The organism is Echinicola marina (genome assembly GCF_020463795.1).
GTDB classification, from domain to species: Bacteria; Bacteroidota; Bacteroidia; order Cytophagales; family Cyclobacteriaceae; genus Echinicola; species Echinicola marina.
Genome location: NZ_CP080025.1, coordinates 744,705 through 770,876 on the forward strand (window position 1 = coordinate 744,705; position 26,172 = coordinate 770,876).

The 26,172-nt window shown below is 40.5% G+C and carries 16 protein-coding genes and 1 pseudogene; 1 reads left to right on the forward strand and 16 read right to left on the reverse strand.

Features of this window, described 5'->3' with window-relative positions:
• Positions 1-417: 417 nt before the first annotated feature.
• The 12 genes and pseudogenes from KZP23_RS03115 to KZP23_RS03170 all read right to left on the reverse strand — a co-directional run bounded on the left by KZP23_RS03115 (position 418) and on the right by KZP23_RS03170 (position 20,672).
• Positions 418-1,947: a sulfatase family protein gene (locus KZP23_RS03115; RefSeq protein WP_226334674.1), complete on the reverse strand. Its 1,530-nt coding sequence runs from the start codon at positions 1,945-1,947 to the stop codon at positions 418-420.
• A gap of 199 nt (positions 1,948-2,146) precedes the next feature.
• Positions 2,147-3,400 (reverse strand): annotated as a pseudogene (locus KZP23_RS03120) (sulfatase-like hydrolase/transferase).
• Positions 3,401-3,724: 324 nt separating this feature from the next.
• Positions 3,725-5,146, reverse strand: coding sequence for a RagB/SusD family nutrient uptake outer membrane protein (locus KZP23_RS03125; RefSeq protein ID WP_226334675.1), 1,422 nt, complete (start codon positions 5,144-5,146; stop codon positions 3,725-3,727).
• Between the two features lie 29 nt (positions 5,147-5,175).
• Positions 5,176-8,577, reverse strand: a complete 3,402-nt coding sequence (locus KZP23_RS03130; RefSeq protein WP_226334676.1) for a SusC/RagA family TonB-linked outer membrane protein — start codon at positions 8,575-8,577, stop codon at positions 5,176-5,178.
• A gap of 167 nt (positions 8,578-8,744) precedes the next feature.
• On the reverse strand, positions 8,745-9,794 hold the full coding sequence (locus KZP23_RS03135; RefSeq protein ID WP_226334677.1) for a FecR family protein: 1,050 nt from the start codon (positions 9,792-9,794) through the stop codon (positions 8,745-8,747).
• Between the two features lie 182 nt (positions 9,795-9,976).
• Positions 9,977-10,615, reverse strand: a complete 639-nt coding sequence (locus tag KZP23_RS03140) for an RNA polymerase sigma factor (protein ID WP_226334678.1) — start codon at positions 10,613-10,615, stop codon at positions 9,977-9,979.
• A gap of 1,064 nt (positions 10,616-11,679) precedes the next feature.
• Positions 11,680-12,867 carry a dicarboxylate/amino acid:cation symporter gene (locus tag KZP23_RS03145; RefSeq protein WP_226334679.1) on the reverse strand — a complete coding sequence of 396 codons (1,188 nt, stop codon included), beginning with the start codon at positions 12,865-12,867 and terminating at the stop codon, positions 11,680-11,682.
• Between the two features lie 541 nt (positions 12,868-13,408).
• Positions 13,409-14,842, reverse strand: coding sequence for a TolC family protein (locus tag KZP23_RS03150; RefSeq protein ID WP_226336471.1), 1,434 nt, complete (start codon positions 14,840-14,842; stop codon positions 13,409-13,411).
• Positions 14,835-18,002, reverse strand: coding sequence for an efflux RND transporter permease subunit (locus KZP23_RS03155; protein ID WP_226334680.1), 3,168 nt, complete (start codon positions 18,000-18,002; stop codon positions 14,835-14,837). The genes KZP23_RS03150 and KZP23_RS03155 overlap by 8 nt, the downstream gene beginning before the upstream one ends.
• A gap of 25 nt (positions 18,003-18,027) precedes the next feature.
• Positions 18,028-19,113: an efflux RND transporter periplasmic adaptor subunit gene (locus KZP23_RS03160; RefSeq protein ID WP_226334681.1), complete on the reverse strand. Its 1,086-nt coding sequence runs from the start codon at positions 19,111-19,113 to the stop codon at positions 18,028-18,030.
• A 156-nt stretch (positions 19,114-19,269) separates the two neighbouring features.
• Positions 19,270-19,698: a hypothetical protein gene (locus KZP23_RS03165; protein WP_226334682.1), complete on the reverse strand. Its 429-nt coding sequence runs from the start codon at positions 19,696-19,698 to the stop codon at positions 19,270-19,272.
• A 236-nt stretch (positions 19,699-19,934) separates the two neighbouring features.
• Positions 19,935-20,672: a GntR family transcriptional regulator gene (locus tag KZP23_RS03170; protein ID WP_226334683.1), complete on the reverse strand. Its 738-nt coding sequence runs from the start codon at positions 20,670-20,672 to the stop codon at positions 19,935-19,937.
• A 468-nt stretch (positions 20,673-21,140) separates the two neighbouring features.
• Here KZP23_RS03170 and KZP23_RS03175 point away from each other — a divergent pair, with 468 nt between their 5' ends.
• Positions 21,141-21,809, forward strand: a complete 669-nt coding sequence (locus KZP23_RS03175) for a response regulator transcription factor (protein WP_226334684.1) — start codon at positions 21,141-21,143, stop codon at positions 21,807-21,809.
• A 35-nt stretch (positions 21,810-21,844) separates the two neighbouring features.
• On the opposite strand, the gene KZP23_RS03180 is transcribed toward KZP23_RS03175, so the two are convergent.
• The 4 genes from KZP23_RS03180 to rimO all read right to left on the reverse strand — a co-directional run bounded on the left by KZP23_RS03180 (position 21,845) and on the right by rimO (position 26,082).
• Entirely contained in the window at positions 21,845-22,849 is a 1,005-nt protein-coding gene (locus KZP23_RS03180; RefSeq protein ID WP_226334685.1) for an adenosine kinase, read from the reverse strand.
• Positions 22,850-22,881: 32 nt separating this feature from the next.
• Positions 22,882-24,045, reverse strand: coding sequence for a hypothetical protein (locus KZP23_RS03185; RefSeq protein ID WP_226334686.1), 1,164 nt, complete (start codon positions 24,043-24,045; stop codon positions 22,882-22,884).
• A gap of 87 nt (positions 24,046-24,132) precedes the next feature.
• Complete coding sequence (locus KZP23_RS03190; RefSeq protein ID WP_226334687.1) at positions 24,133-24,381, reverse strand: hypothetical protein; 249 nt, start codon at positions 24,379-24,381, stop codon at positions 24,133-24,135.
• A gap of 387 nt (positions 24,382-24,768) precedes the next feature.
• On the reverse strand, positions 24,769-26,082 hold the full coding sequence (rimO, locus tag KZP23_RS03195; RefSeq protein WP_226334688.1) for a 30S ribosomal protein S12 methylthiotransferase RimO: 1,314 nt from the start codon (positions 26,080-26,082) through the stop codon (positions 24,769-24,771).
• Positions 26,083-26,172: the final 90 nt, after the last annotated feature.

Here is a 26,172-nt window from a genome sequence, read left to right on the forward strand (position 1 = left end):
AATTACAACAATATCGTCGAGAATAAATAAGGAGTTAACCGGAATTATCCACGAAAAACATTAGAGCCTTTCCCAACCACTACCTGTGAAGGTCTGAGGAGCCAAAAAAACAATTAGTTTAGTGACCTAAGCGTAGCACCGCATAAGTGAATGTGCCTACTGCCAGGTAAATTCGAAAATTAAAGCATAGTGACTTATTTTATCTGTCACGGATAAGGCCGCAATAGATAGACTCATATATATAAAGCTGGGGCAAAGCTGTATCAAAGTTGGGGCAAAGCTGGGGTAAAGCTGGGTTTAGCCCAGCCTTAAGCCAATGGTCTTCAGGAAAAGTACAATTTACACCTTAAAAAAATACCAAAACAAATATTCACCCCCAATCCGTATCTGTAGGTAGCAGAAGGCACACTATATCAATTAGGGTTGAGGAAAACTTCTGATAGGAGAATATCGCTTATATGTATCAAAAACATCCTTATCCGGACCTACCACTCTAGGGTCTTTGGTTCTTATGAGTTCCATTACCAAGGTCTCATTTAACCTTTTCTCTACCTCAGCATATCCCGTTTTGCCCACCAAATTATCCAGACAAGCGGGATCATTTTGGATATCGTACAATTCAAATTCAGGTCTTTTTGCTACCGCCAAATCAAAATAAAACTGGATATCGCTATCCTGATTATGCTCTAACAGATAGGTCTTAGTAGGGCAATCATCGATATCTGTATAAGCACTTTGAGGAATATAGTTTCCATCTGAACCTATGCCATTCATCGGCAATAGCCTTGTATCATCTTTAGGATCATGCTTTTGAGGAGCTCCGGCAGGCCATCTTTCGGGTTTCATATTCCAAATATATAGGTAATCCTTGCTACGGATCGCCCGCTGCGGATAACCCCAGTTTTGATACCTTGAAGAAGAATGGCGTTCTCGTCCTGAAAGGGCATAGTCCATCGCTCGCCCTTTTACCTTATGGTCTTCGGAAGTAAGGATATTTAAAAAACTCTGCCCGGTAATAGGCATCATTCCTTCAGCAGATACTCCGGCTATCTCCAAAATCGTGGGAGCAATATCCACGAAGGACAATGGTGCATCATTGATCCTCCCTCCTGGGAATGCTTTGGGATATCGCACAGCCAAGGGCACATGAATACCATATTCGTAAGCATTGGCCTTGGCCCGAGGGAAGGGCTTTCCATTATCAGAAGTGACAATCACTATGGTGTTTTCCAGTTCTCCGATGTCCTCCAAGTACTTTAACATTTTTCCCAGATGCCTGTCAAACCACTCTATCTCGACGGCATAATCCAATAAATCACCCCGTACCTCGTCATTATCAGGAAGAAAGTCCGGTACCTCCACATCCTCTAGTTGCTTTCCCATTCTTTTCCAGGAACCTTTTTCATAGGCTCTATGGGGTTCTGATGCACCAAACCAAAAAAAGAAGGGCTGCTCCTTTTCTTTATTTTCCATAAAAGATTTAAAATTCTCAAAATAATCCAGTCCACTGACACCCTTTGCATACCCTTCAAGCTCCTCTTTATTATCCCCATAGTGAATATTGGAATGGGCAATCCCTCCTGCATCTGTAGTTCTCCAAAGGGAATCTGCTGGCTTTTTGGCATATTGAAATGGCGCCACCCCTTTTCCTGTTCGTCCAGTAGCATAACCGTTCTCTCCCAAGACATCAATAAAAGGCACATACTTTTTCAGCCAAGACGAAGCATGTTGGCCAGATTGTTCATTTTGCCAAGGGTACCGCCCGGTAACTATGGAGCTTCTTGAAGGAGCACAACCAGGAGATCCCGCAATGCAATTGGCAAAATAGACCCCTTCCCTGGCCACCCTATCAAAGGCAGGTGTATGGACAAAACTACTGCCTGCAAAACTGGTATGGGAAAAGGACTGGTCATCGCTGATTACGAATAGGATGTTAGGGGATTTCAAGTCTTGCTTTTTTTCTTTGCAACTAAAACAGGCAAAAAAAATAATCAGCAGTGAAAGCAGGCAATAAGTTTTCATGTAATCTATTTCGTTTTAATATCTTGTCCATTTTAACAAGCTTCCAAAGTAATTAATAAAATTGAAAACCTGCCCAATACAGCCCTACCCGTATTTTATTAAAAGAATAATTACTTTCCGAAATTTACTCCTGCCTAACTACCCTTTTTGTGATGTACCAGTTGATTACTTCATGACTTAATTCCCCGGCCACATCCTTATGCTGATCCGCTATATTGGTAGTTTCGTTTGGATCTTTTTTTATATCATACAGCTCCAACCTACTACTGTCCGAATTAACCAGTAATTTCCAATCACCTCTTCTAATCGCTAAATGAGGACTTTGATGATAAGTTTGACGTGGTCTTCCAAAATACTGGTTCCGGCCAAAGTCCCACATAATATCTTTAAGTCTTTGATGAATTTTTTGCCCCAAAAGGGCATCACTCATATCCTCTCCAGCCAAATCAAAACCTTCTGGAAGCTTTGCCCCGGTTGTGGCACTTAAAGTCGGCAAAAGATCCACAGAGCTAATCACACTTTCATTATCTGTCTTTCCTGGGCTAATCACCTCAGGCCAACTCACAATGAAAGGCATACGAATCCCTCCTTCATATAGGCTATTCTTAGCACCACGCTGACTGTTGGTTCTGATCTGTTCATAAGTTGGATAAGCTCCGTTATCACTGGTAAAGATGATCATGGTATTCTCAATAATACCCATTTCTTCAAGTCCAGTCATTAACCTCCCAATCTGACGATCATACTCTTCCAAAACAGGGATGAAATTTGGTTTACTAGGCCAAGTTTCCCTTTTATCATAAAACTCCTCACTAGGAACCCAAGGGTCATGCATATCATCCGGCCACAAGTTAACAAAACAGGGCTCTCCCTGATTTCTTGATAAAAAGTCTAAGGTTCTGTCCACAAAGTACCCAGTCCTTTCCCACCTTTCAATACTGTCTTGTTCACTCCAAATCCAGTTAGAAGCAGTAATCAACTTATCAGGATCAGGACCTTCATAAGTTGTTGTATATTCATCAAAACCATATTCAGTAATTTGGGGGGCATCATCAACGTCTCTCCCTCCTCCCATATGCCATTTCCCTACATGACTCGTTTTGTACCCCACTTGCTTTAGGATCCTAGCGATGGATGGCACAGAAACATCAAGATAGTCTAATTGTTCACAGCGAGCATTTCCTTTTCGATCATGCAAAAAAGTATTGATGCCCCACTCTGTGGGAAACATCCCTGTCGTAATAGACACCCGAGATGGTGATCAAACGGGAGAAGCTGTATAATAATGATTAAACTTCAATCCGCTGGCAGCCAGTTTATCTATATTAGGAGTATTGACCCATCCGCTGTTATAACAGGATAAATCACCTATCCCCATATCATCAGTTTAAATGACAATAATATTCGGTTTTTTGACAGCATTTTTACTCTCCTTGCTGGCACATGATGCCAATAGGGTAAACAACAATAAGCTAAAAATTCTATTCATTTTTTGGGATATTCAATCTTTAGAAAATAAAGGTCTCATATATCAATAACATATGAGACCTTTCCTAGTAATTTCACTATGCTATACTATATATAAATAGTCATGATCTTTTGTCCTGTTCTTGTCTATAATATCGATAAAATAAAACAAAAAGATCAGTCAATGCCCCTATCCCAAACGAAATAAGAAGCATTAACTGACTGACCTTAACCCTCAATATCCATCGTTTTGAACGAGATTTTCATTGGCATTAATTTCCCCCTGTGGAATAGGATACAATACATTGTACGGCTTCGCATTCTTTCCTCTTTCCAAGGCCTTTTCAATGAATTTTCCATGACGCAAGAGATCACTTCTTCTTTTGGTCTCAGAGTAAAATTCCCAAGCTCTCTCCTGCAGAATGTGATCTCTTAAACTACTTTGATCAAAGTTGGTCAGTTGTAGCATTTCCATATTCTCACCAGCCCTTGCCCGGACAAGGTTGATCAAATCTATGCTTTCCTGATTAGGCCCTTGAAGCTCATTCATAGCCTCAGCTTTTGACAACAAAATATCCGCATATCGCACCATAGGAAAATCATTTTCCTGGTCAGCCCCTATACGGTTAAGATCTAAAAACTTGAAACTTCTGGAATTGTCATTACCCAATAATTGCACCGACTGTCCATCGTTTCTCACATAACTGGTAAGTATCAGGTTCTTTCTATTGTCCTCAGGCGCAAAAGAATTGACAAAGGCATCATAATACCTGAATTGGGCTGCAAAATTTGGTCCCTCTATGGGATATGCAGGAGGTAGGGAAAGGGAAAGCCACTCTGTACCCATACCACTGGCATCGCGTGTTTGCGGCATCACAAAGATAAACTCTGAATTAACCTCATTTTCCGGGGCAAACATCGCTTCATAATCTGGATATAAATCATATACATCCAATTCAATGATTTCATCTGCAGTCTCTGTACATTTCTGCCATTGTTTGGTATTGAGATAAAACTTCGTCAATATGGCCAAAGCAGCTCCCTTTGTGACCCTATTAGCTTCCACTTGTAAAGTCGGCAATTCATCTGCAGCTGCACGTAGTTCAGACTCTATAAATTGGTTCATCTCATTGGCAGGGGTCTTTGCAGGGTAAAGCTCAGGAGTACTGCTCAGTGTCAATGGTACTTCTCCAAACCACTTGGTCAAAAGGTAATAACTGAAAGCGCGAATAAACCTCGCTTCTGCGATCCGCTCGCTTTTATCTGCTAGGGAATAATTCACCGGGTCCACATTGTCTAAAAACAAGTTGACATCCCTAATGGCATTCCATCTTCCATTATAAACGCCACCTATCCAAGGATGCTCAGAATTAAAAGTAAAATCCTGTATAAAAGCCGCATCCCGTGCTTGCCCTCCTCCCGATTCGAAAAACAGATCAGAAGGGCCTTCTTCTAAATAATGCCATTGGATAAGTCCAAATCGATGGACTTGCATAAACCCATACGCAGAAGTTAACAAAGATTCCAATCCCACCTCATTATTCAGGATATTGCTGGGGCTAAGTTGGTCATAAGGCTCTTCAACCAACTGCTCTTCACAAGCATTCATGGTGGTCAACAGCAACAGTCCAATGATATATAATCTATATTTTTTCATTTGTTTTCAATTTTAATTCACAGAGAAACTTAGAAGGAAAGTCTACATCCCACGCTATAAGTCCTTGCATTGGGATAGGCGTTATAGTCAGCCCTAGCTGAATTCGCTCCATTGTTAAGGGAATTGACTTCGGGATCAAAGCCCATATAGTCAGTGATCAACAACAAGTTGCTTCCCTGAAGGTAAAAGTTCACCCCTCTTAGGAATTTATGATTGGCCACATTGAAGTCATAGCTCAGCCTCAAGTTCCTCAAGCGAATGAAAGTAGCATCTTCCACAGAAAGACTGTTCACGGTACTTCCTCCATAAGAGGTTGGGTTCACACCAGATGGCCATTTATTGCTTGGATTTTGAGGTGTCCACCTATTCAACAAGGGCTCTGCCATACGGTTTCTACCCGGATCAATTGGATAAAGGGAATTCAACAGATTTTGGTTAAGCAGACTTTGGCCAAAATCTCCGGCAAAGAACACATCCAAATTCAATCTTCCATATTGGAAATTATTTCTTAAGCCCAAAGAAAAGTCAGGAAAAGGACTTCCAATAACTGTTTTATCCGCATCACTAATGGCACCATCAGGCACTCCTTCAGGACCACTGATATCCCTAAATTTCGGATAACCTGGCTGGGCATTTGGCTGTGCTGAATTGGCGATATCCTCACCTTCTTGCCATATTCCATCCACAATATGCCCATAGTAACTATTCAACGGCTGGCCTTCGGTTACTATCGTAATGTCAGAAGTAAATGGCAGACCTCCTTGAAGAATCTGGTCACTTCCGGCCAAATCAGTCACTGTATTCTTCACTTTGGTAAGGTTAAAGCTTGTTGTCCATGCAAACTTTTGTCTGTCTATATTATAAGATTCAATGGCCAACTCAAATCCTTTGTTTTCCACAGAGCCCACATTGTCCAAGATGGAATTAAAACCGGAAGATTTTGGAAGGGGAAGATTGAGCAATAAATCATCCGTATTTCGGATAAAATAATCTGCAACGAAATTTAAACGTCCTGCCCAAAGTTCCAAGTCCACTCCTATATCAAACTGTGTGGTCGTTTCCCATTTCAAATTCGGGTTAGGAATCCTAGTTGCCGTAATTCCTTGTTGCTGTAGTCCATTGATCAAAGCCAATCCCCCTGCTCCTAAAGTGGAAAGGGACATGAAATTCCCGATACTTTGGTTACCTGTTTTCCCCCAGCTGGTTCTTAATTTCAGGTTGGTAACCACTTCTGAATTGGAAAGAAAAGATTCTTGTGAAACCCTCCATGACAGTGCCATACTTGGGAAGTAACCAAACTTATTATTTTCCCCAAACTTGGATGAACCATCAGCTCTCATGGAAAAAGTAACATAGTATTTACTTTTATAGTCATAATTGACCCTAGAAAGATAAGAGATCAGCTTATTGGAGTTTTTATAGCTGTTTACTTCATCTCTTTCTGTATTTCCCAATCCAAAATTATTGGTCAACAGTGCATCGGAAGGAAAGCCATCAATCGTACCACTAAAACCTTTGTTGATAAAATCCTGATAAGTATAACCAGCCAAGAAGTTAAAGTTATGAGTCGACCAACTCTTCTTATAGTTTACTGTAGCCTCCAACATTTTATTGGATTTATCACCCGTGATGATCGTGCCGATACCACTACCATTGGCAATCCCTGTCTTGGTGGTAGACTGCACGTAAGTGTCTTTTCTAGCATTCAGCCTGTCAAATCCCAAGGTCAGCTTGGCATTCAGGTCTGGGATAATGGTATACTCACCAAAGACATTTCCCAGAAGTCTGGTATTCTCCTCTTCGGTAAAGACATCCGCAATGATCAAAGGGTTGTCCATATCGATACTAAAATCCTGATACGGGGTGCCGTCAGGGTTGAACTTGTCTATAGTTGGATCGATTTCCATGGCTGAATTGACCACCCCTGCACTGGCATTGAAGCCCGTTCCAAAAGGCACATTATCATTCTTTACATAGGAGTTGGTCAAGTTAACACCATAGCGAAACTTATCACTGGCTTTAAATTCGGCATTTAACCTAGCTGATATGCGCTCCATACCAGAACTTATCACGATGCCTTCTTGGTCATAATAGCTTACTGAAGAATAAAAAGAACTCTTGTCATTCCCTCCGCTTACAGCCAAATTATGATTTTGTATATACCCTGTTCTGGTAATCTCATCCAGCCAATCAGACTGCTCAGTAACTTGCGACATATCATACAATGGATCCAAGCCACTGTCTTCTTGAATATCATTGACCACTTGTGCAAATTCTGTAGAGCTCAGCAGGTCCACCTTATTGGCCATTTGCTGAAGACTCCCTGAAAAATCATAGGTTACCTGAGTACCCTTATTGCTTCCTCTTTTGGTCGTGATCATGATGACACCGTTAGCTCCCCTGGAACCATAGATTGCGGTTGCGGAAGCATCTTTTAACACCTCAATGGAAGCAATATCATTAGGGTTGATCAAGTTGAGTGGATTTTTCGGATTTCGGTTATCGCTGATCCCAGAACCTGATCCTGATATAGAAGGACTATTATCAATAGGCATTCCATCGATCACATAGAGCGGTTCATTACCTGCATTGATAGAACCTACCCCTCTAATCCTTACATTCACAGAACCTCCCGGCTCGGCGCTGTTCTGATTGATCTGCACACCAGGCATCCTACCAGTCAGCATCTGGTCAATATTTTGAAGTGAGCCCAAATTCAGCTCTTCAGGCTTGACAGAAGCCACCGCACCCGTAAGGTCACTTTTCTTTACGGTACCATATCCTACCACTACCACTTCGTCCAGATCAGAAAGATCCTCTTCCAAAGTGACATTTAGAAAATCCTGATTACCTACGCTAACCTCTTTTGAGGTAAATCCCAAAAAGGAAAATACAAGTATATCATCATTGGAAGCCTCGATACTGAATTTACCATCCAGGTCCGTAATAGTCCCTTTGGTACTCCCTTTTATAATAATATTAACTCCCGGCAGGCTTTCCCCAGACTTGTCAACAACAAGTCCACTGATATTTCTATCTTGAATTATGGTATTTGTCAATTTGACAATTTCCCTTTTCTTCACATCAATCCCATTATTGACCTGTCTAAAACTAAGGTCTGTCTGTAAAGAAACATCTCTTAGAAAGCTTTCCACACTTCCCACTCTTTCGCTGAACTGAATTTGAGCAAGTTCATCAAGTTCATCGTGATCATATAAAAAATTAAATGAAGTTTGAGCTTCTATTTGTCTAAAAAAATCAATTAAGCTACTGGATTTCTTATTAATTCTGACTTGAACCTCATCAATGGACTTATACTGCCCATTGACATTAGTGGCCAATACAAAGTTGAATACCAACATTTGTACTACAAACCCGTATAGGAAGTACTTGGACAACATATAAATTGTCTTTTGTAGTTTTAATTTCATAATTTTGATTGGTTTTTTGATTTATTCATTAGACCTGGTTCTCAGGAGTATCCACATTCCCCAATGTTTTAGATTTTCCTGAAACCACCCTTAAGGAGCCAACTGACTAACCGTCGGTTGGCTTTTTTCATGAACTGTTATAGCGCTTTGTTTTCATGTTTTTTGGGTTATTGTTTAAATGATATATTAACTTTCTTTCCCTTGATTTTATAGTCGAAGTTTTCAATATTGGACATACTGTTAAGAATCGTTTCCAACATTTGTTGCTCAAATTTTCCAGAAAAGCGCCATGTCTTTGGAATCACTCCTTTCACTTCAATGGAAACCCCATACCAGCTTTCCAGCTTTTCTTTTACCTGCTCAAACTGTGCTTTCTTAAAGATCAAAACGCCATTCCGCCAGCTTTGAACCAATTCATCATCAAATGGGTGAATATCTATTTGCCCCTTCCCAAGATCAAAACCCAATTCCTGCCCAGGACTTAAAAAATATGCTTTACCGGAAAAAGCTTCATCAATCACTACTTTGCCTGTAACTAGAGAAACCTTAACGTCTTTTGATGCATGGCTGTGAATATTAAAGGAGGTTCCCAATGCAGTAGTCGTTAGATTGCCGGAAAGTACCTTAAACGGCTTAATACTATCCTTGGCCACTTCAAAAAAGCCCTCTCCGGACAGTTTTACCAAGCGTACTGTTGAATCAAAACTAACAGGATACTGTAGACTGCTACCCGCATTAAGCCAAACCACTGAACCATCTGAAAGCCTAAAACTTAACTTCTCTCCCATAGCTGTAGATTTCGTAATCCACTCTATGCCTATCATTTGATCTTCCTCTGCATCAGTATTTAAAAACCTTGTGGTCAAAAAGGTAATCAAAACAGAAAAAACAAGTATAGCTGCAACCTTCGCCCATTGGCTCATTCGGTTCCACAAAATAGTTCTATGTGTATAAGGTGCTATACCTTCAGTATTCGGAGATGTTGAAATCGTTCTATTGGAAAGCAAGCGGTTAAGCACTTCTCTTTTTGCATCCTCCGTGGACGGCTTAGATGGAAACTCAAGGTTTAAAAGTATTTCCTTGGCAAACTTGGCATCAGCCAACCTATCAGGATTGGCCTCCAACCAGTGCTGCCAATACCGGTTGAGGTCAGCATCTGGCTGCTTTACCCATCGGATAAATTCTACATCTTCTAAAAGATCTTTAATTTGCGGCATGTTTTTGGGATTTATTGCTGCTTTTCTATGAGGTATAGCAGCACAAAGCCCAAACAACGTCTTACATTTTTGATTTTTTTAGAAAAAAAATCAAAAATGGATCATCACGCTCCTACAAACTGTTAAGTAACTGACTGAAGTCAAATTTCTAAAACCTAGTATAAGGATAAGCCATATTAAATTCAGACATTAGCTAATTGAAAAAATAATGGAATAAAACCAAGGGAATTCCTTAGGGAACGCAAAGCTTTATAGACCAAATCACGGGCTGATTTGGGATTGGACAAAGCCATCATTTCACTGATTTCCTCATACCCCATCCCTTCATAGAACAAATAGTAGATAGCCTCCCGCTTTCTTGGGGATAAATCATCCAAAGCAGATTGAATATTTCTAAATTGCTCTTGATCCAACTGGGAACTGATCAAAACCTGTTCATGTGAAATAGTTACTTCAAATGGAGTATGCTCATCCAAATCGGATTGACGGCCTACCCATTTGTCTAATTCCTTAATGATCCTTCTTTTTAAACATTTAAATAAATAAAACTTGATGTGATGGGTATCCCCAATCGTTTCGCCGTACTTTCTTAAGTCTAAAAATACATCATGAATAGCATCCTTCACCAATTCTTCGTTGGGAGTTATTCTGGTCCCAAACCGATACAAGCTATCAAAGTAATTTTCATAAATTTTCAAAAAGGCAGCATTGCTTCCCTTTTTAAAAGCTTTCCACAAGTCAATATCAGTAAGCTCCCCTTCTTTTGGTCCCCCTACAGCACTATCTTCAACATACTCTACCTTATAACTTTTGACTATCATGATATTATTCTGGGATATTGCAATTTTAAAGAAAATGATTTCAAATTAAATTTCAAAAAAAACACAAGCTTAATTATGCCCTAAAAAGATTTAGCAAAACCTTAACCTAGCTTATAAGAAAACCATCAATTCGATATATTATTTGGCAAGCTCCCATGTTTATACCGTAACAATTAATCAATGATTTAAGCAAGCTCCTTGTATCAAAATTGAATTCTACACAATAAATTGCTTTCACATCCAATCAATTGCTAAAAGGGAGATAATAATTCTCCGCTGTCCCGACAGCTAAGCTGAGGGATGACTAAACTTGAGTGTATGACTCCGTTATAACTTTGCGAGTCAAATGCACTGCAAAGCCCTAATTATAGTTCAAACCACCTGACTTGAACCAATCATCCATACCAGATTCCATCCCTTCTGCTTGTAAACCTTTAATCAACCCTTCATGAACTTAATGCCTTAATGGTTAAAATACTACTTGTCCTTCAGCAAATTCAAAGAAGTAGCACTGAGCTATATACACCTTGAAACATATCCCCCTCATGACCTTAATGCCTTAGTGGTTACATAATTTGTATGTAAAAACTAGATGATCATATTAAAATGTAACATTTTTAACGGCATAGTTTAACCTGTATTTAACCCCTAGTTAAGCCGTGTTTACCCCGTGTATTAGCCATGCTTTTACCATAAGAGAGTTAGGTTTTACTCTTCGTTAAGCATAGTGATATCAAGGAAAGGACTATGGGTACTTCCTCTGCCCCTAAAAAATCTTTGATCCCATATCGACAATTAACTAAGAATAACACAAAAAAATCCTCAAAGCCAAGCGCCATGAGGATTTTACCCTATTTAGTAATCTTTTACATAAGTTCATTCTTCAAGTAAAATTTCCTGCTTTTAATCTTTGCCACCTTCCAAGGCTTGAAACATTTTCAAAAAGGCAGAACTGTCCCAAGTTTTAGGCCTATTAGAAATAGGAAGCTTAATGCATCTGAAAATCAAAAAGGAAAGGCATCTACCTTTACCAGAGCTAGTGCATAGGAAAAACACATTTCCTTTTACGCTACCTCATGCTTAGGAACCTCCTTATTCACGATCTTGTCGACTACCAAGGCGATGGCTCCATCGCCAGTGACATTGCAGGCAGTGCCGAAGCTATCCATGGCAATATAGAGCGCAATCATTAAACCGATCATTTCTTCGTTAAAGCCCAGCATGGCCTGAAGCACTCCTATGGCCGCCATAATCGCCCCACCAGGCACCCCTGGAGCAGCTACCATTGCTATACCCAACATGAAAATAAAACCGGCAAAAACCGGGAAATTTATCGGCATCCCATTTAGGATCATCAAGGCGATGGCACAAGCAGTGATCTTCATGATACTTCCTGACAGGTGAATAGTAGCGCAGAGGGGAACTACAAAACCTGCCACTTTTTCTGACACACCATTTTTCTCCGCTTGTCCAAGTGTCACGGGAATGGTGGCCGCCGAGGACTGCGTACCCAAGGCAGTAAAATAAGCGGGGAGCATGGCTGACAGTAACTTAACTGGATTCTTTTTGACGATGGACCCTACGATCACATATTGAAGAATCAACAAAAAGATATGCATGGCAAAGATCACCCCGATGATATTCATAAATACCGAAAGGATCTGGTAAACTTGACCACTATAGGCCATATTGGCAAAAATACCCAAAATAAATATTGGCAAAAGCGGCACGATCACTCGCTCAATCACCTGCATAATGATGGTCTCAAAATCCTTTACTGCCAGCTTCAAGGTTGACTTTTCCTGGTAAGAAAGTCCCAAGCCAATCACAAAAGCCAAGACCAAGGCAGACATCACTTCAATAACAGGCGGTATTTCTATTGAAAAGTAAGGAATCAACTCCTTGGCACTTTCTGCCATGCTTGAAGCGGAGTTGACATGCTCTTCCAGTAAGGAGGGAAAAATCGTAGAGGAAGTAAAAAAGCTCATAAAGCCCGAAAACAAGGTGGAGCCATAGGCAATAGCGGCAGTGATCAAGAGCATTTTGCCAGCCTCTTTACCTAGGTCGGAAATTGCAGGCATGATCAGCCCCATAATTATCAAGGGAATTGAAAAGCTCAAAAACTGACCAAAAAAGGCATTGAAGGTCGCAAAAACCCTATTGAACCACTCTGGCATATACAAGCCAAAAACAATACCTAGCACAATGGCCATAAAGACCTTAAACAACAAACTATTGACAATACGCATCATCTAATCTCTAAATATTAAATTTTCTGATAAATGGGTTTAGAATCGCTAAGATAGAAGTCCAAATTTTATTTAGCTTCACACAACGGGATTTTATTGCATTTTATAAAAGCATAATTTTCTTTCTCTACCCAATTCCTTTTTTGCTTTATTTAAGTCTTTGCACCTCCATACATGCTTTTTAGAAATATAAACCTGCACGAAACTGACCGCTAATATTCTTGATCGAGCTGCTTATTTCTTAATAATGATTCACCCTGACACTTAAAAAAGTAACAAAGAATTTCCCTTTCAAACCTTAATTCTCTAATGGTTAAAAAAACAATTCAGATTGTACTACTCATAGTTAAGTATAGTAATATCAAAGGAAGGATCATAGCAGATACTATTGCACTGCTTCTTAAAAATTGCTTGATTACATAGCAGCAACCAAGAGTAACAAAAAAATCCTCAAAGCCAAAGGCCATGAGGATTTCACCCTATTTAGTAAGTCTATAATTATTAACCTTTTACATTTCTCTTTTATTTTCAGGATTCCCTGTGATCATTTCCAACCACCACCCAAGGCTTGGTACATTTTCACAAATGCATTCAACTGTTGCATTTGGGTTTCCACCAGATCAAACCTGGATTCCAAGGCATCTCTTTGCGTAAGCAATACCTCCATATAATCAGCTCTTGCCGATTTGAAAAGGTCATTGGAAATATCAATGGATTTAGTCAAAGCCGCGACTTCTTGGGCTTTCAATCCATAGCTCTTTTCCAAGTTCCCTATTTTGGACAACTGATTCGCTACTTCTATATAGGCCTTCAAAACAGTTTGTTCATAGTTATACACCGCTTGAATCTGTTCGGCATTGGCACTCCTATAATCCGCTTTGATGGCGTTTCTATTGATCAAAGGAGCAGATAAATCCCCTGCAATCGAATAAATAAGTGACTCTGGAGTAGTGAGCAAATGGGAAGGATTAAAGGCCTGAAAACCTACCCCTGCAGAAATCCCCAAAGAAGGATAAAATCTCGCCTTGGCCACTTTTACATCCAAATCGGCCGCGGCCAATTCCAGTTCCGCTTGTTTAATGTCAGGACGATTTTCCAAGAGCTGAGCAGGTACGCCTGCATAGACATCTTCTGGCATCAAGGTCCCCAATTCTATACTGCTCCTTTTTACTGGCTGTGGATACCTGCCTACCAAGAAATTGATTTCATTCTCCGTTTCAATAATCTCTTGCTGAATATCAAATTGTAGACTCTTGGTATGGTAAACTTCTGCCTCAAACTTACGAACAGCCAATTCAGTAACCTTTGCCGCTGTTTTTTGCAACCTTACGATCTCCAAGGCATTGCTTTGGATCTCTATATTCTGATTGACAATTTCCAACTGCTTGTCCAAGGCCAATAATTCATAATAGGAATTGGCCAATTCAGCAATTAAGTTGGTCACCATAAAATTTTTCCCTTCCACCGTAGCCAGATACCTCGATAGAGCGGACTTTTTAGCATTCCTCAACTTATGCCAAATATCCACTTCCCAGGTGGCAAAGGCACCAATCAAATAATCAGATAAGGGTTCTGGCATTTCCTTGCCAGGCTTAATATCAGTATTGGCATCATTGGCACCTTGGCTGGTATATCTTCCTACTTTTTCAGTACCGGCCCCTGCCTTGATGTCCACAAAAGGTAAATACTCCCCTTTTCTGGCCCTAACTTCATTCCTGGCCACCTCTATCTCTTGTAAAGTGATATTTAACTCCTGATTGTTTTTCAGGGCAGTATCTATTAGGGCATTCAAATAAGGATCTGTAAAATAATCCTCCCAGCTTATTTCAGCAGTATTGGTAGTATCCTGCGAGCCATTAAAACTCGCAGGAATATTTTTATTTACTTTTCTTTCGACAAGAGAAGGGGTCTTACATGCTGAGACGCTCAGCACCAAACAAACCACTCCCAGGCTTATTTTTATGATTTTATCAAGCATTTTCATGGTCATATTCTTCTGTTAAAGGAACTTCATCTTCATCTTGGATCAGCTGTTTGCCATCCGCAAGCTTTGCGAAAATATAGTATAGGCCTGGGACAATGATTACCCCAAAAACGGTCCCAAACAACATTCCCCCCATGGCTGAAGCACCAATGGTGCGGTTACCTATGGCTCCTGCTCCGGTAGCAATAACCAATGGGATCAACCCTGCAATAAACGCGAAAGAAGTCATTAAAATCGGACGGAAACGGACCTTGGCTCCTTCAATGGCAGCATTAAGGATAGTAGCGCCTTCCTGCCTTTTCTGCACAGCAAATTCTACGATCAGTACGGCATTTTTGCCCAAAAGTCCAATCAACATGATCAAACCAATCTGGGCATAAATATCATTGTCCAGCCCCATCAGCTTCAGCAATAGGAAGGAACCAAATACCCCAACGGGCAAGGAGGTAACCACCGCCAGCGGAATGATGAAACTCTCATACTGCGCCGCCAATACAAAATAGACAAAGACCAGTACCACAAGAAACACATACAAGGCCTCATTGCCCCTGTTGGACTCATCATAGGAAAGCCCTTCCCAAGCAATGTCATAATCCTTGGGTAAGGTTTGCTCTGCCACTTCCCGAATGGCCTGAATGGCATCTGCTGTGGTATAACCAGGAGCAGGAAGTCCTCTTATGGCCGCTGAATTATACATATTGAAACGGGTAACCTCATTAGGCCCTTGCGTTTTCTTCAGCTTCATAAAGGCAGAGTAAGGCACCATTTCACCATGATCGTTTTTGACATATAGGTTAAGTACATCCGATGGTAACCTTCTGAACTTTGGATCAGACTGCACATAAACCTTGAAGAATCGGCCAAATTTAATAAAGCCCTGCTCATAGGTACTTCCAATTAGGATGTTCAGGTTTTCCATAGCATCACCAATGGAAACGCCCTTTTGCATGGCCAGCTCATTGTCAATTTCCAGTTCATACTGAGGATAGTTCGCAGCAAAGAAGGTAAACAAACCGGTCAATTCAGGACGCTTACCCAAATCATCCATAAACTGTTTATTGATCTTATCAAATTCCTGATAATCAGTTTCGGTAGTCTGGTCCAGCAAACGCATGGAAAAACCACCAGAAGAACCAAAACCTGGAATGGCAGGCGGCTCAAAGAATTCCACGATGGCCCCAAGTCCTTTGGATTCTTCCTCCAGTTCTTCCATGATCTCCTTCACAGAATGTTCTCTTTCAGACCAAGGTTTAAGGTTGATCAAACAGGTACCTGCATTGGATCCACGACCTTCTGTCATGATCTCATAACCGGCTAATGAAGATACTGACTCCACACCATCTATTTCTTCACAGATCTCCATCAGTTTGTGAGCCACCTTATTCGTCCTTTCCAAAGTGGCCCCTGGAGGCGTCTGGATGATGGCGTAGATGGTTCCCTGGTCTTCACTCGGAATAAATCCAGATGGCAGAATATGGTTTTCCCATACGATACCAACTCCAAAAGCCAAAAGAATAGCAAAGGTTAACCATCTTCGGCTGACAATACTTTTGAGCAGCCCCACATACCTTCCTGTCAATCGGTCAAATCCGCTGTTAAAACTATCCAAGGCCCTGGTAAGCAAGTTGCTCTTCTTCTCTTTTCCATGGTGGTTTTTAAGCAACATGGCACATAGCACAGGAGTAAGCGTCAAGGCAATCAAGGCTGAAATCACAATGGAACTGGCCATTGTAATGGAAAATTGCCTATAGAATGTACCCACAGGCCCTGACATAAATGAAATAGGCAGGAACACTGAAACCATCACCATCGTGATCGCGATGATAGCTCCAGAAATCTCTCCAAGTACTCTTTTCACAGCTTGATATGGGGTCAAATGAGGTATTTCCTCCATCTTGGCATGGACAGCCTCCACGACCACTATGGCATCATCGACCACGATACCTATCGCCAATACAAGGGCAAAGAGGGTCACCAAGTTGATCGAAAGCCCAAAAAACTGAATCACAAAGAATGCACCTATCAAAGAAACAGGTACGGCAAGAATCGGAATTAAGGTCGATCGCCAGTCTCCCAAGAAAATAAACACGACCAATGCAACCAGAATAAACGCATCCCGCAAGGTATGAATCACCTGTTCAATAGAAGCATCCAGGAATTTGGACACATCATAACTGATATTATAATCCATTCCGGGAGGGAAAGAAGCTTTCATTTCCTCCACTTTATTTTTCACTTCTTCTATTACATCACTCGCATTACTACCATAATTTTGTTTTAGCACGATGGCAGCAGAGGGTTTACCATCCAAATTGGAATAAATATCAAAGAATTCACTTCCAAGCTCCACCTTGCCAATATCCTTCAGGTGAATGCTCTCTCCTTCTGCATTGGCCCTAATGATGACATTTTCATATTGCTCGGGCTCATTATACCTGCCCTTATAAGTCAATACATACTCCAAGGACTGGGCTTTCATACCAGAACTTCTACCTAGCCTACCTGGCCGCCCAACGATACTTTGCTCCTGCAAAGCTTCCATCACTTCATCAACAGAAATATCATAAGCCCGCATACGGTCTGGGTTTAACCAAACACGCATGGCATACCTACGACTCCCCAAAATCTGAGCCTTGGCAACCCCTTTGATCCTGTTGATCTCCGGGATCATTTTCACATTGGCATAGTTGTACAGGAATTTCTCATCCAAGCTTTTATCCTTGGCATAGAGGTTGACATACATCAACATACTGGGCTGGATAGGCGTGATCACCACACCTTCCCTTTGCACCAGTTCTGGCAACAATGGCATGACCTGGTCCACCCGGGTTTTCACCCTGATCACAGCCTGGTTGGGATCGGTACCAGGCTCAAATATCACCCTTAATGTGGCCTCTCCTGCACTGGTGGCATCGGTGGCCATATAACGCATCCCCTGAACACCATTAATGGAGTTTTCAAGGGTAATCAAAGTAGACTTCACCAAAACATCGGCACTGGAACCTGGATAGGCTATAAAGATATTGACCGATGTCGGCGCAATTTGTGGGAACTGGGATATAGGCAGCTGCTTGATCGACAAGGATCCCACAAAAACGATTAGGACCGAGATGACTATCGCAAATACGGGCCTGTGTATAAATTTTTGAAACATTGTTTTTGCTTTTTAGGACACTCAATTATTCAGCATACAAATCCAGCTCGGACAGGGCTGTCTCCGGGCTTACAAACTTGCTTTTGATCTCTTCATTCTCTCTGACCAAGCGCAAACCTTCAAGTAGGATTTTGTCATTTACATCAATACCATCCTGTACCGCATAGATATGGGGCAATTCAGCCGCTATGGTAATTGGTTTTGACTTCAATACATTGTCCTCTCCCAGTACATACACGTATTTTTTATCAAGCACCTCAAAAGTGGCTTTTTGAGGGATAATAAGGGCATTATCCAATGGCACTCCCATAATGATATTACCCGTTTCACCATGCCGCAGCAATCCCTTGGGATTAGGAAATGTGGCCCTGAAAGGGATATTGCCAGTCTCATGATTGAAATCAGCCTCGATGGTCTCCACCACCCCTGGGAATTCAAACATTTTATTATTGGCCATCAAGAGACCTACCTTCATCAAGCTATCCTTTTGCACATTGGATTTATAATCCAGATACTCTGCCTCAGGGACATTATAATACACCCACATTTTACTGTTATCGGACAGATTGGAAAGTAATTCGCCTTCCTCAACAAGACTCCCCAACCTCACATGGAAACGATCAATAATCCCATCAAAAGGAGCTCTGATTTCGGTAAACTGCAAGTGCACTTCCGCTAAGGCTTCTTCTGCCTTGGCCTTATCCAACTTCGCTTTGGCCATGGCCAGCTCATTGGGTGCCACTACATCCCGATCCGCAAGGGATTTGGTATTTTGATATTCTATTTCAGCAAAATTCACTTCTGCTTTGGCTCTTTGGAGCTCTGCCTCATACAGCTTAGGCATAATCTGGAACAAGAGTTGTCCCTTTTTTACAAATTGTCCCTCATCCACATAAATTTTTTCCAAGTAACCTCTTTCCTGGGCACGGAGCTCAATATGATTAATGGAATGGATTTGGCAAACATACTCTTCGGTGATAGTGGTGTCCAATCTCGCAGGACTGGTAACTAGGAACTCAACTTCCTCCTCGTGTTTTTCTTCACCGTGGGTGGTACAGCTTGTATGCCACAATAGGGCACCCAAACTCATAAGCATGAGAATTCTCTTCATGATGATTTCTTTTTTTTGGATGGAAATAATGATGATTTTAGAAGTGTGTAGATAAAATACACGTTCACTTTATTCCTTCAAGGCGCTTGAAGAACAGGTGATGAATTAAATAATAATAAAGCAGGACAGACTGAACCGCCTACTTTCAAAAAAATATCATATCCTGAATACCTCGATCATAAGATGCAATCTATATGATTCGGTATGAGCAAAAGACTTACTATAACGTAAGCCTGGATCAGGATTGATATAGCGGAACAGGTCTCTTAAAACCCTAGCAAAAAATAAAGCAGCAAAATATTTGCTGCTATCCATATACTTCTTAAATGATCTGATATTGTCATCCTCTTCTTCAAAATCAGAAGAGTCAAACTTAAAACCATCTCTTTCTGCTACTGATGACAATGACTTTACGAAAAAGTCATGGGAATTCTTAACCCCAGATTTAATTTGACCGCATAGATCCACAATGCTAGATGGGGTGTATGTGTTTACCTCCTGATGCTTATGGGCATACAGTTGACTGTATCCACTGGACAGGACTACACATAGGGATAAAAGAATTCTTACAAAAAACTTTACCATCAGATCGCAAACCTATGGAAAGAATTTTATACAGTCAAGTAGTTAATATTAAATTTTCATAACCAAAACACATTATCATTAAGGAATTCTATAAAAAAGTCCTAAATAATAACCAAAAACATATTTCACAAAAGCCAAACCTCCCAATTTTATTGACCATTTAACATGATTTTACCATCAAATCATACAACATTTTCCCCTAATCTTAAAAAAAACTATGGCAAACACTTTTAAAGCTAAAGATCTCTCTTAATGTCAATATCATAGGAGAAATAACCTGTATGGTAATAAACCATATTGTACTCAACTGGCCTATCACCCAAATCACATACCAAACGCTCCCTTTTTAGGACAGGAAAATTGTCTTCTAAATCCAACAATTTCACAATCTTCTCGTCGGGAAGAATTGCCTTTAGCTTTTCCTTGGAGACAGCCACCACCACATCATGCTCTTCCTCTAAAAGTTCATAAAGTAACCTTTTGAAATTTTCTTTTCCTGTAATGCCCACCCGAGGATGAAAATAAGAAACTGAATATAGATATTTGGCCTCCTTATCTCCTCTCACCTTTTCCAGTACCCAGACTTCCTTGCCCTCTTCCACACCAAGCGCCTTGCTCACTTCTTGATCTGCTTTTTCTAAGGACACTTTCATCAAATAATCCACCACCTCTATGCCTTTATTCTTCATCTCTTTGGTGAAACTGATCCAATTGTCCAGCCGGGTAGAAATTTTCTTTTGTACAACCTTGGATCCTACTCCTTTTTTCCGCTCAATAATCCCCTCATGGACCAGTTTATTGATGGCCTGCCTAATGGTATTTCTGGATACGCCTAAACTCTTGGACATCGCGGTTTCCTTAGGTAAAAATTGATCCCCATTGATATATTCTTCCCGCTGAATCAAATCTCTAAGGTATTTTTCTATCTGTGCATGGAAAGGCACAGGACTGTCATGATCCAATTTAAAATCCATATTTCAACTTTTGTTTAGCCCCTACAATTTGCAAGTACAAACATGGCCCTGCAATTGACCTTCATAAGGCTTCTTAAAATAAATCTATAATCAATGCATTCTACTTAACAGATAAACACATAAAAACAAGCTTCAATATAACGAACAACAGAATTAAAATATAGCCATAAAAAGACTAATCCCCATCTTGTTGAAAGAAGTTCTTTTCTGCCAAATAACAAGCATCCAAAGCATCAAACAAGCGAATTACTTGCCGTCCCCTTCACTATCTTTATCCTAACTGTTCCCTTGGTGAGAATTCCCTTCATACAAATATACAAACTCTAAGCGATATGTTTAAACATACAATGCTTTTATAGCTACTGACCTATGGCCATCCAAAATCCCCCTTGTTCTTTGGCTAAAATAGAAATGTGATTTTTAGCATTTCCTCCCACTTTAAAGTATTTTTGACCATATTTAACCACTATGATTCGTGAAAAACTTGAACTTTTAGTTGAAGAACTGAAAGAAAAAAACATCATTCATAAGGATAAAATCAACCTTAAAACTTACGATGAGCTGACCCGGGGAGTTCCGGAAATGCTCACCCTACATGATATCGCCAATTACCGCCCCATCCATATCAATGACGCTTGCAAGAAATTCTATGGCTTCAAAAATAATTTCCTGCGGGGGATGGACTATATTTATTATATCAAAACCATTCACCCGAGCTATTATCCCACCCTCTTCAAATCACTCACTTTCTTCAATGAGGATCAGGAGGAGTTTTTGGACCTAACTTACAAATTGAAGAATGCCTCTGGCCAATGGGACATACTAATAGGCACCACCAAAACTGTCACCCGATCAGCGGATGGCAAGCCCCTCAATGCCATTTCCCTTTTAGTTCCCCAAGAAGAACATCAGCCCATACAAACAGCCCCAATGTTATTATTAGAGACACTTACCAAAAGGGAAATGGAAATATTTTTGTTGATATCAGAGAGTAAAAAAACCAATGAAATCGCCCAAGAGCTTTTTATATCTGAGGAAACTGTAAAAAAGCACAAACAAAATATCTACAAAAAGCTACAGTGCAATAAAACCAGTGAATTGGTCAAAATGGCCTTTGAACTAGGCTTTAAATATTAGGCCGATTATCCCACTGGAATAACCGGCCATTCAAATTATAATTCTGGATTTAATCTTTCCAAAATCTCCTTGGCTTCATGCCATTCCAGTCTTGGTCCAAACTGGCTTACAATTTTGGAAGATGCCAAACTGGCCAGCTTACCACTCGATGCATAACTGTGTCCATTGGTGATGCCATAGAGAAACGCCCCAGCAAACATATCCCCAGCACCGTTGCTATCAACAGCCTGGGTAGGATAAGGCTCAATATCAATAAAAGTATCTCCATCAAAAATCATCGCCCCGTTTTTCCCTTGCGTGATCACAAAATGCTTGGCCACCTTTTTCAACTCTTCACGAGCATCCTTCAAATTCTCCTTGCCTGTATAAAGCATAGCTTCTTCCTCATTGCAGAAAAGCAAGTCCACACTGGCTCCGATCACCTCTACAAACCCCTCTTTAAAATACTTCACCATCGCAGGGTCCGAAAAAGTCAAAGCTACTTTGGTGCCGCTCTGTTCGGCTAGTTTCTTGGCGGCTTTCATGGCAGCCTTCCCATTGGGAGAAGTAATCAAATAACCTTCTATATATAGAAACTCTCCATCATTGATAATGGATTCATTGATATCAGCAATAGAAAAATCCTGGGTAATCCCTAAAAAAGTATTCATGGTCCTTTCAGCATCATCTGTAACCATCACCAAACACTTCCCCGTAATTCCATCCTCCAAATGATCAACATTGAGATTATGATCTACACCGGCCGCCTTGAGATCCTCCACAAAAAACCTTCCCAAATTATCATTGGCCACTCGACAGTTATAATAAGAATTCCCTCCAAACTGACTTACTGCGATCACAGAATTGGCGGCAGATCCACCACATTGCTTTTTGGCCTCAGCAGTATTGATCACGCCCATCAGTTCGTTTTGGCGTTCTTCATCCACTAAGGTCATGAACCCCTTCTCTACTCCGTTTTCGGCAAGAAATTGATCACTTACCTTAAATTCCATATCGACCAGGGCATTTCCCATACCCACTACATCATATTTCTTTTTCATTATATCTGGCCTAGAGGGCCCTTTAAGTTTATTTATTCAAAAATCTTATGTCTTTCAAATGGCTTTTCCCTATCAAATAGATACCTATAGGTGTGATGCGTTTTATAGATTTTGGCATTTAACTGCTCACATACTCGCATCATTTTAGGACTAAAATCCCCAATCCAGTTCATTTCAATAGTTTTATAAGGAAAAGATCGCTGGTCGCTCATATCATTGTATTTCTTAACCATGGCACTTTCTACTCCCTTGCCCTGATGATCAGGAACTACACCAAAGACCAAGCCCAGCATCTTATTGGGCGGATTGAAAACTTTATGATACAAAAACTTCAATTTCCCCATCCAATCCAATTTCCCATTGACATGTTTGAAAATCATATTCAGTTCTGGAATGGAGATAAAAAAACTGACAGGCTCGTTTTTATAAAAACCAAAAAATATCAATTTCTCGTCCAACACTGGCTTCAATTTCTTAAGCATCATCTGGGCTTCCTTAATATTCATGGTTTTGCCCATATGCCTCGCCCATGCCTTATTATAAACGGTAATAAAGTACTCTGGAAACTTTTCGGTCAACTCTTTTCCTTTCAGGTAGCGATAGTCATAATCTGGATCATCTATGGTAATAGCTGCTCTCTTGTGAAACTTAGGATCAAAGTCCACGCCTTGAACCTGACGCATATAGGTATACTGTTTGAAGTATATCTGGAAGCCATAAGCTTCAAAAAAATCCCGATAATAAGCAAAATTCCATGGCATATTATAATTGGCTGGACTAAAGCCATCCACCAATAATCCCCACCACTTATCTCTCTCTCCAAAATTGACCGGACCATCCATGGCTTCCATGCCCTGTTCTTCCAACCAAGCCTTGGCCGTATCAAACAATAGGAAAGCTGCTTTTTGATCATTCACACACTCAAAAAAACCCGCTCCACCAGTAGGTTGCTTGTCCTTCCACTTGGGATTGGTAAAGGCCGCAATACGTCCGATTGTCTCTCCTTGGTCGTTTTTCAGCAACCACCTTTTGGCTTTCGCCCCCTTCCTGAACAGCTTATTGGTCTCCGGATGAAACAAACCTTCAATATCATCATCCAATGGACGAATCCAATTTTCTTCGTTTTTATATAGGCGCACGGCCATGTCCAGAAATTCTCTTGCATCTTTGGCACTGGTGACCTCCAGTATGTTCATCTTTCTCCCTGTTTTTTGAAAGGCTAAAAATAGGGAGTTTGAAGGGAAAGAAAAAGAAGCTCTTTGACAAGCTTCCGCTGAAAGCAATTATTTCTTAAACATCAATTCCTGATAATACTTCAATCTAACAAACCCCCAACTTTTCAAAAACTCTTTTCTATCTACCAGCCCTTTGGACTTTAACCTTCTATAATCAATGATTGGGCGATAAACCACAAAATAGATAACAAAGCATTCCAAAAAATTCACAAAACTGATATACCCAAATACATATAGCTGCATCACTAACATCATGGGCAAAAGTGTCACAATATGATAGGTTATTAGCTTCTTCATTGCTTTGGGCTTTACTATTTCCCAGGTAATTGAGAAAACTATTTTGGGTTCAAAAAGGCCTCTTTTCCAACCAATCCAATGTATTTCACATCGCTAGAAGCACTATTCTCATATAATATAGGCAAAAAGATGCTTAAACCCGAAATATGCATTAGCTTATCTATTACGGACTGAAAATACTTTAAAATCAGTCGCTTTGCTGCTGTTTTCGACTTCACCATAGCGGTGCTATGCCTCAGTCTCCAAACAGTCTGATTTTCTTGCATTTTCAGCCCTCACTACGATTGCTAATGCATAATCCGGGTTAAAAGTGGGCTTTAGCTTAAAAAACTAAAGGGCTGCCCAATGGACAGCCCTTTATAAATTTCTATATACTTTGGATTCAGATCAGGAAACTACATCTCCATAAAGATCAAATTCAGCAGCATCATTGACCTTAACATCTACAAAGTCCCCAATTCTACAATAATGCTTCGAAGCGTCTATAAGCACCTCATTGTCTACCTCCACAGAGTCAAATTCCGTTCTTCCTACAAAATACCCATTTTCCTTTTTGTCCACTAATACCTTAAAGGTCTTTCCTACTTTTTCTTGATTAAGATCAAAGGAAATCTGCTCCTGAACCTCCATCAAATTGTTGGCCCTGGCCTGCTTTTCTTCTTGTGGAATATTATCCTCCATGGAAAAAGCATGGGTATCTTCTTCATGGGAATAAGTAAACACGCCCAATCTTTCAAATTTCATTCTTTGCACAAAGTCCACCATCTCCTGGTATTCCTTTTCTCCTTCACCTGGATGCCCAGCAATCAATGTAGTCCTGATCGCTATTCCAGGAATCTTCTCCCTGATGGCATGTATCAAATCTTCCTGCTTCTCGCGACTGGTACCTCTCCTCATCACCTTTAACACATCGCTTGAACCATGTTGAAGTGGGATATCCAAGTAATTACAAATATTGGGATGCTCAGCCATTACATCTATGACATCCATAGGAAAGCCCGTAGGATAAGCATAATGTAACCTTACCCAATCAATTCCATTGACATCAGCTAAGGACGTCATCAGATCAGCTAATCGTCGTTTTTTATAAAGATCAAGACCATAATAAGTGGAGTCTTGTGCAATCAACAGTAATTCCCTGGTACCATTTGCCGCCTTATGCTCCGCTTCTTTGACCAACTCCTCAATTGGTTTGGAAACATGTCCTCCACGCATCAGAGGAATGGCACAGAATGAACATGGCCTGTCACAGCCCTCAGAGATTTTCATATAGGCATAATGCGAAGGATGCGTCAACAACCGCTCTCCGACTAACTCATGTTTATAATCTGCCTTAAACTTCTTCAATAGTGCAGGAAGATCTCTGGTACCAAAGAAAGCATCTACCTGAGGAATTTCCTTCTCCAGATCATCCTTATATCTTTGGGAAAGACAGCCCGTAACATAAACCTTTTCAACCAAGCCTTTTTCCTTGGCATCCACATATTGCAATATGGTGTCTACAGATTCCTGCTTGGCATTATCTATAAAGCCGCAGGTATTGATGATAACAATATTATTATCTTCTTGCTGAGACTCATGAGATACCTCTATCCCATTCCCCTTCAACTGTGTAAGCATCACTTCTGAATCCACCAAGTTTTTGGAGCATCCCATGGTGATGATATTCACCTTATCTTTTTTTAATGTTCTCGCCTTCAAATCTTTTCTGCTTTGCTGCAAAAGTACAAAAACTTAAACAATAGACATGATGTCTGACCATTTAAGTAATGCGAAGCCGCTATTTCAAAA

Bases quoted from the DNA above. Each gene is read 5' to 3' on its own strand.
- KZP23_RS03165 (WP_226334682.1), bottom strand. From the start codon at position 19,698: ATGGTAAAGTTTTTTGTAAGAATTCTTTTATCCCTATGTGTAGTCCTG.
- KZP23_RS03170 (WP_226334683.1), bottom strand. From the start codon at position 20,672: ATGGATTTTAAATTGGATCATGACAGTCCTGTGCCTTTCCATGCACAG.
- KZP23_RS03140 (WP_226334678.1), bottom strand. From the start codon at position 10,615: ATGATAGTCAAAAGTTATAAGGTAGAGTATGTTGAAGATAGTGCTGTA.
- KZP23_RS03125 (WP_226334675.1), bottom strand. From the start codon at position 5,146: ATGAAAAAATATAGATTATATATCATTGGACTGTTGCTGTTGACCACC.
- KZP23_RS03155 (WP_226334680.1), bottom strand. From the start codon at position 18,002: ATGTTTCAAAAATTTATACACAGGCCCGTATTTGCGATAGTCATCTCG.
- KZP23_RS03130 (WP_226334676.1), bottom strand. From the start codon at position 8,577: ATGAAATTAAAACTACAAAAGACAATTTATATGTTGTCCAAGTACTTC.
- KZP23_RS03185 (WP_226334686.1), bottom strand. From the start codon at position 24,045: ATGAACATACTGGAGGTCACCAGTGCCAAAGATGCAAGAGAATTTCTG.
- KZP23_RS03190 (WP_226334687.1), bottom strand. From the start codon at position 24,381: ATGAAGAAGCTAATAACCTATCATATTGTGACACTTTTGCCCATGATG.
- KZP23_RS03175 (WP_226334684.1), top strand. From the start codon at position 21,141: ATGATTCGTGAAAAACTTGAACTTTTAGTTGAAGAACTGAAAGAAAAA.
- KZP23_RS03180 (WP_226334685.1), bottom strand. From the start codon at position 22,849: ATGAAAAAGAAATATGATGTAGTGGGTATGGGAAATGCCCTGGTCGAT.
- KZP23_RS03135 (WP_226334677.1), bottom strand. From the start codon at position 9,794: ATGCCGCAAATTAAAGATCTTTTAGAAGATGTAGAATTTATCCGATGG.
- KZP23_RS03160 (WP_226334681.1), bottom strand. From the start codon at position 19,113: ATGAAGAGAATTCTCATGCTTATGAGTTTGGGTGCCCTATTGTGGCAT.
- KZP23_RS03150 (WP_226336471.1), bottom strand. From the start codon at position 14,842: ATGCTTGATAAAATCATAAAAATAAGCCTGGGAGTGGTTTGTTTGGTG.
- KZP23_RS03145 (WP_226334679.1), bottom strand. From the start codon at position 12,867: ATGATGCGTATTGTCAATAGTTTGTTGTTTAAGGTCTTTATGGCCATT.